Annotated in this window: 4 protein-coding genes and 1 riboswitch; of the genes, 3 read left to right on the forward strand and 1 reads right to left on the reverse strand. The window is 41.4% G+C overall.

Annotated features, from left to right (window positions below; translation table 11 throughout):
• Positions 1–21: 21 nt before the first annotated feature.
• A riboswitch (TPP riboswitch) is annotated at positions 22–120 on the reverse strand.
• 262 nt (positions 121–382) lie between these two features.
• A complete protein-coding gene (locus ACJJII_RS23025; RefSeq protein WP_444917865.1) occupies positions 383–1,309 on the forward strand; it encodes an SGNH/GDSL hydrolase family protein in 927 nt (308 codons plus the stop codon).
• Between the two features lie 61 nt (positions 1,310–1,370).
• On the opposite strand, the gene ACJJII_RS23030 is transcribed toward ACJJII_RS23025, so the two are convergent.
• Positions 1,371–2,882 (reverse strand): thioredoxin domain-containing protein, encoded by a 1,512-nt coding sequence (locus ACJJII_RS23030; RefSeq protein WP_444917866.1) that lies wholly within the window; start codon positions 2,880–2,882, stop codon positions 1,371–1,373.
• An 808-nt stretch (positions 2,883–3,690) separates the two neighbouring features.
• Here ACJJII_RS23030 and ACJJII_RS23035 point away from each other — a divergent pair.
• Together ACJJII_RS23035 and ACJJII_RS23040 are read left to right on the forward strand one after the other, a co-directional pair.
• On the forward strand, positions 3,691–4,833 hold the full coding sequence (locus tag ACJJII_RS23035; protein WP_444917867.1) for an SDR family oxidoreductase: 1,143 nt from the start codon (positions 3,691–3,693) through the stop codon (positions 4,831–4,833).
• A 26-nt stretch (positions 4,834–4,859) separates the two neighbouring features.
• A complete protein-coding gene (locus ACJJII_RS23040) occupies positions 4,860–5,975 on the forward strand; it encodes a DUF3419 family protein (RefSeq protein ID WP_444917868.1) in 1,116 nt (371 codons plus the stop codon).
• Positions 5,976–6,385: the final 410 nt, after the last annotated feature.

The following is a 6,385-nucleotide window of genomic DNA, read 5'->3' on the forward strand; positions in this document are numbered from 1 at the left end:
CGCCAAACTGTAACAAAACAGGCGACTTCAGATCTTGTTCCCTACGCGGGGGTTACCCCGATCAGGTTCAACGGATCTCGCAACAGCGATCTCAGCCCACAGGCACTCCGACAAGTAGAGCGCAGTATAGTGGAAGCACCAGAAGAAAAACAGATGGCATAAAACTGTGCCAGAAAAACTAAAGCTTTGAAACGCCAATAAAGTAATCAATGCTCTTGGCGACAAAACTCTAACAGACTTCAATTTATTGATAACTGACCAAAGGGTCTCAAGCATTCACCACTCACAATATCTGAGTGCGTCCTACACTCCTTCTCGTTTACCGGAGCAGTGAATAAAACGATAACAACTTACGGCGAAAGTCGGTGTGGGAGAAAATACAATGTTGAATAAATATGGAGTTCTAGTAACGCTCTGTTTGGGCATCTTGTCGATACAGCCAGCAATGGCAGCCCCCTCCAAGTCTGTTGCTGCGGGTGACAGTATTACCATGGCATTCGGTGCAGACTGTACCCGCAATAAGTATTTCTGGGACCTGTTTTGTCTTCTCGGCGGAGACCAACCCGAGCATTCCTGGTTTGACGGCGACGACAATTCAGTGGAGAGTGTTCACGATAAATATAAAGTTAACTACCCCAATATGGCTGCCAATAAAAGCGCAGCGGAATCCGGTGCTGAGATGCTTAGTGGAGGCGACAACTTCTCCACTCAAGCCGATCGGATTCTATCCCAAAGTAATTTACCTGATCATGTCGAGGTAGTATTGGGTGGTAATGACATCTGTAACCGGGAATGCGTCGATCCAGCCAACTGTAACGATCCACTCTACACCGATAGCGAGTGGCGCTCGGCAGTTCAAGCTGGACTGGACAAATTAGTCGATGGTCTCCCTAACGGTTCAACGATAGTACTCGGCTCAGTACCACGAGTACACGATCTCCGGGCAGCTGGTCTGGATAAGCAAAGCGGTAATTCCCGCGTAGATTGCGAGAGTGTCTGGTCGACTTTCGGAATTTGCCGAATTGCAACAAATGGCGGCTCGATGAATGGAGAGAGCTTTGCTACTCGTTATAACGGAATAGCCGCAGCCCAACAACGTTATAATGAAATCCTTGTTGAGGAAGCAGAAAGTTACAACGGTATGAATGGGGTAGAAGTTGTTGCTGAATATACCGGTGAGGATGAGTTAAATGCCGGGACTTTTCAGTTTAATAAAGATGATATTGATGGTGGGGACTGTTTCCACCCAAGCATTCAAGGACAAAATATTGTTGCTGATCTACTGTGGCAAGGAAATCCGGATAAATAAGTAACTTTTACTGCTCGGTAAATTCAGGGCCCGCAATAATATACTGCGGGCCCTAATCAATTCACTTACCTAAATCCTCATCAAAGTAACCATTCTCTTCAACCACATACTGCAATCTATGCGGCAAACCTTTTCTCATAAAGGCGACATCAATTACTTTTCCACTGGTAAGAGCATTCCACAGCTCATTCTGACCACTGTGGACCCAACTGTCATTGACTCTCAACAGCACATCGTTTTCCTCGAACCCAAGTGCAGTAAAGAACTCATTGTTAGCCACACCCTCCAAGCGCATCAAATGGTGGCCCTCAACTTCCAGCTCCGCCTCAATAAATTTAGCCTCCAAGAATTCTCGTTGTTCGAGTTGCTTCGCCAACCACTCTTGCCCAAGAGTCAAGACACCAGCCGGCTCGATTAGTTTTTTACCGTTTTCTCCCTGAGGCTGTTCAATACGTTTGCGCAGCTCCTCATCGTGCTGATGGGACAAAGTTAAAGGGATAATATTACCTTCTTCACCTTGCAATAGCAGACGCTCCAGGGAGCCCTGATTATCAATAACGGCATAGTGCCCTTTCAAACGCTTCAGAAAGACATCTTTAAGAACAGACTGCCCCAGTGAAAAATTCTGTGCCTTCTGCCCATTTACTTCTATTAAAGCTTTGGACTTATTCTCTATACTCGATTCACTAACTCCTACCAGGGCAAGAGGTAGATCCGTAACAGGTAATTGATTTTCAGTATCTTTTTGTTGTTTCCATGTATATTTTTGCTGAGGATCTATATCAAGCCTGATTAGTTCCTTTTCTATCCAGTAAGAATATTGCTCAAATGATCGTGCGCCCTTTAGATACAAACCGTTTATAAAAACAACCGGCACATTTGTAAGGCCAAGCCCTAAAGCAATTTCCTGATCCCCAAGAACAACTTCTTTATAATTCATATCTCCAATACAGGTTTTAAATTGCTTGTCATCGATCAGTAAACTGCTTGCGGTCTGGGAGTAAGATTTCTCACCAAGGTTTGGAGTTTTTGCGTATAAGGCGTCGTGATATTCCCAAAAAATATTGTGCTCACCAGCGCACTTAGCCGAAATAGCAGCTTTGATACCCTCCCGATGGAACTTAAGGGGAAAATCAAAATTTACCTGGCGAACCCAACCAGAATAGTCACTCAACAAACGCCTCAAGGTTGGCTGAAAGGATTTACAGTGGGGAGATTGAAAGGAGCAGAACACAGCAATTGTTATAGGCGCTTCGGGATTTCCTCGAGCGGCGCGCCCGCCATAATCAAGATCTATCCGTGGTGGCTCTGGAACGGGAAGCATAACTTCTATTTCTTGACCATCTTTTGCTGTTTTGGCAATCATTTCATGCAGCTTGTTGAGACGTAATTTATGCTCCATTTCAGCAATATCATACAACACAAGCTGGAGCTCCTTATCCAAGGCCTCCACGCTGACCTCCTGGCCATCAATCCGTGCAGCTATATGTTGTTGATCAAGTACTTTAGTTCCTACTGTTATTTCCGCATCCTTTGAACACCCCCCCATTAGGCTCAAAATACCCAACGCCATTAACTTTGCTATAACATTCCTTAGTCGATTCACTGGTAATTCTCCTTTTACCGGTTTTGACCAATCTTACTCACCAATTCTCATTTCAGCCGCTTACAGCAAGCTTTATTCAGAACGTGTTCAAAAAATGAGAACCAGGCAAGCTTTTTGGCATCTAAGCTAACGTCTCTCCAGTAGAGGGAATATCCAACAAACTAACCCTGAGTAATTTCGCGAGCCTATTCGATCCTTAGATCACTGCCCCCCATATGAAATCGCTTTTAAAACTACATGGGAAAATCTTGAAACCAAAACAAGCAATAGATCATATCGAAGTATCCAATAAGAGCTATAGCCAAAAGTATCGATTGCAGGAAACTCCAAATCGTCTATAAGAAGACGCTTTAGCGGAAGAATAAATTCAAGTCTCCTACAGTGATGCCAGATCCGTTTATGACGGGGACAGTAAAAATAGAGAATCTACAGTCAATCTACGGCCAAATACTCAGATGTACTACAATTACTCAACGGTACTCTACTGAAAATTCATAGCTCGAGTTATTGGTACAACTTTCGCAATGGATAACATCACCATGATACGACTACCACTTATTACCATCGTTTGACTTCACAGCGAGCCTATAGACCTTGTTAAATAGATGGATAGCTTAGTTGTGTTAATCATAAGCACCCTCAAGATACACCCGACACCAGACCAAATTTTTATATTCCACAGTAAAAAAGTAAAAGTAACTCTCAAGGAGAATAATTCTTTTGGGCTAAAGAAACACACATCTAATTCACCACTATGACTGGTTCGTATGGATCAATGAAAGAAAGCCAGCATACCTTTGAAAAATTATCAGAAATACAAGACCTGAAAAGAATACAACTGGTTGTTGGTGGTCTTGGCTTTATAGGCCAGTACTTAACATGGGGACTATTACGAAAAGGTTTTAATGTAGTTTTAATTGCGCGAAATGATATTCATGATCGATTCGAGCAGCTAAAACAAAGAAATAGTTTTGTCAATCCTATTTACAAACTTTCGAAAAATGATTTCGACCGACTTATAATCATTTCAGGAGACTTGAGCAGGCCAAAGCTCAGCTTAAGTTCTACGTCTTACAGACAACTACGCTCTCTACACATTGGTTCAATTTGGAATTGTGCAGCTGACATGAGCTATAGCTATAGCAACCTGCAGCAAAGCATTAATACAAATGTTAACGGTGTGGAACGATTAATAGAGGTTGCTGTAGCAGCAAAATGTCGGTTCAACCAAATATCAACCAGTTTTATTGCCGGTAAAAATCATGCCAGCGGAGTGATCGTAAAGGAAAAACTCTATCAACCTAAAGAATTTTTTAATGCCTATGATTACACCAAAAATGCAGCAGAGAATTTAATCGCAGAGTCCAAAAACCTGGTATACACCATCTATAGGCCAACTATTGTCCTAGGAGACTCGGTGACTGGTTACACAAACTCTCAGTCCGGTTACTATGAATATGTAAAACTGCTAAATAGACTAAAAGAACAGAATATACAGACCCCCATTCACCTAAAATATCTTCCAAACTGCCTTATCAATGTCATTCCGGTTGACATTTGCTGTGATGCAATATTAAAGATTTCAAACAACCATGAACTCACAAAAAACCAATACTTTAATATTGCCGACTCTAACCCAATGACAATCGACGAATTCGTTAAGTTTAACCGCGATTACTTTGAGCTAGATTTAAGGCAAATTCAAGACAGCCACGTATTGTTAAGCAGCCTACCAGAAAAAGAAAGGCGGATACTTAAGATCATTAATAGAATGCAAAATGGACCATTTTTAAACAGTGACTTCAGGTTTTGCAGCGCAAATAGCCAAAGAGTCTTAGGTCACCCTGTTCAGGATCAATGGCGTAATAGCAAGAGTTATCTGACCAAAGTGGTGGATTATTTTTCAAATCAAACGTAACTAAATTCAGCCCGATCAGGTATGCCATGAACAAACCTAGTGACATATCACTTTCCCATTATGCAAACAGAATCAGTTACTCAGGGCCAAATGAAGATTCAAGATCAGAGCTTAAGGCTCTAAATATCAATAAAAATGATAGTATTTTATGTGTTACTGGCGGTGGAGATCGCGCCTTAAGCCTTCTACTGGGTAATCCAAAAAAAATAACTGCCATTGACTTGAATCCCAGCCAAAACTTTCTCTTTGAACTAAAAAAAATTGGCATCCAGAAATTAAATTATGAGGAATTTTTAAGATTCTCAGGAATACTCCCATGCAAAAAGAGATTAAACACCTATGACAACATAAAACCCTCTTTATCAAAAAAGGCGGAGTTGTTTTGGTCAAACAACATAAATATCATTGAAAAAGGGTTTATTTATGAAGGCGCTTTCGAAAAGCACTTCAAGTTAATCAGTATGATAATTAAAGTTTTTCGACCCAGCAAAATAAAAACTCTAACCCACCTAAAAAGCATTGAAGAACAGCGTGAGTTTGTTAAAAACAAATGGAATACCTCAGCCTGGAAAACATTTTTGCATTTCCTTACCAACAAATATTTCTTCAGAACTTTCCTTAAAGATCCTGGGTTCTATGAACACATCCCACAAGAAGTGTCAATCTCTGAGTATTTATTAGGCAGAATGGACCACTCTCTAATGAACCACCTGGTTCTTAACAATTTCTTTATGACATTCCTGCTAACTGGAAAATACAACCCCGAATATGGAATGCCTTTATATTTGGAAAAAAATAACTACCCAGTAATTAAGGGAGCACTAGATAAAACAGCCATAGAAATAGTAACCTCACCGATAGAACAATATTTATACAACTGTAAAAATAAAATTGATAAATTCTCCATTTCTGACGTCTCAGCTTATCTTGATGAAGAGAGCTTTGTTTCCCTACTAAACGCAATATACTCAGCAGCTAGCGAAAACAGCATCCTCTGCATGCGCCACTTTATTACCAAAAGAATAATTCCTGACTCTATAAAAAATAAATTTTCTTTTAACCCAGTTCTTGAGGAAGAGCTCAATAATAGCGATATATCGTTTGTTTATAGCTTTAATGTTGGAGTGAAAAGAGGAGACTAAATTACCTCACCAATGTATAGCTATTACAGTAATTTAAATGACAGCTACCTTTAGGAATTCCTAATAGAAGACTTACAACGGTGCTCGCCAGCTAAGCTAGAGTACAGCGCAGGCACTAAAAAGGGCCGCCCTATTAGACTGCCCTTTTCGAATTAGAAGCCTGATAAACCACTATACCGGTTTAGACCACCACAGGCACGGTTCACCTCCAATCCAACGGGTAGGGCTGTCCCACACTATCCTATGAGCGCCTCCGGTGTTCCAAGCTGGCACGGCTCCGGGATCGCGCACGACTCACATGGCAGCGCAGGTGCTGCCCGGTAGTAAAAGTATTTCACCCTATCCAAAAAACAAAGCCCCAACAGGGAAACTTGCAGGGGTTTGTTTTGCGCGGATTTCCACAGTCTGGA

Source organism: Microbulbifer maximicatervae (SeqCode), assembly GCF_052467825.1.

Excerpts from the sequence above, each read along its gene's own strand:
- ACJJII_RS23025 (WP_444917865.1), top strand. The coding sequence starts at position 383 with ATGTTGAATAAATATGGAGTTCTAGTAACGCTCTGTTTGGGCATCTTG.
- ACJJII_RS23030 (WP_444917866.1), bottom strand. The coding sequence starts at position 2,882 with ATGGCGTTGGGTATTTTGAGCCTAATGGGGGGGTGTTCAAAGGATGCG.
- ACJJII_RS23035 (WP_444917867.1), top strand. The coding sequence starts at position 3,691 with ATGAAAGAAAGCCAGCATACCTTTGAAAAATTATCAGAAATACAAGAC.
- ACJJII_RS23040 (WP_444917868.1), top strand. The coding sequence starts at position 4,860 with ATGAACAAACCTAGTGACATATCACTTTCCCATTATGCAAACAGAATC.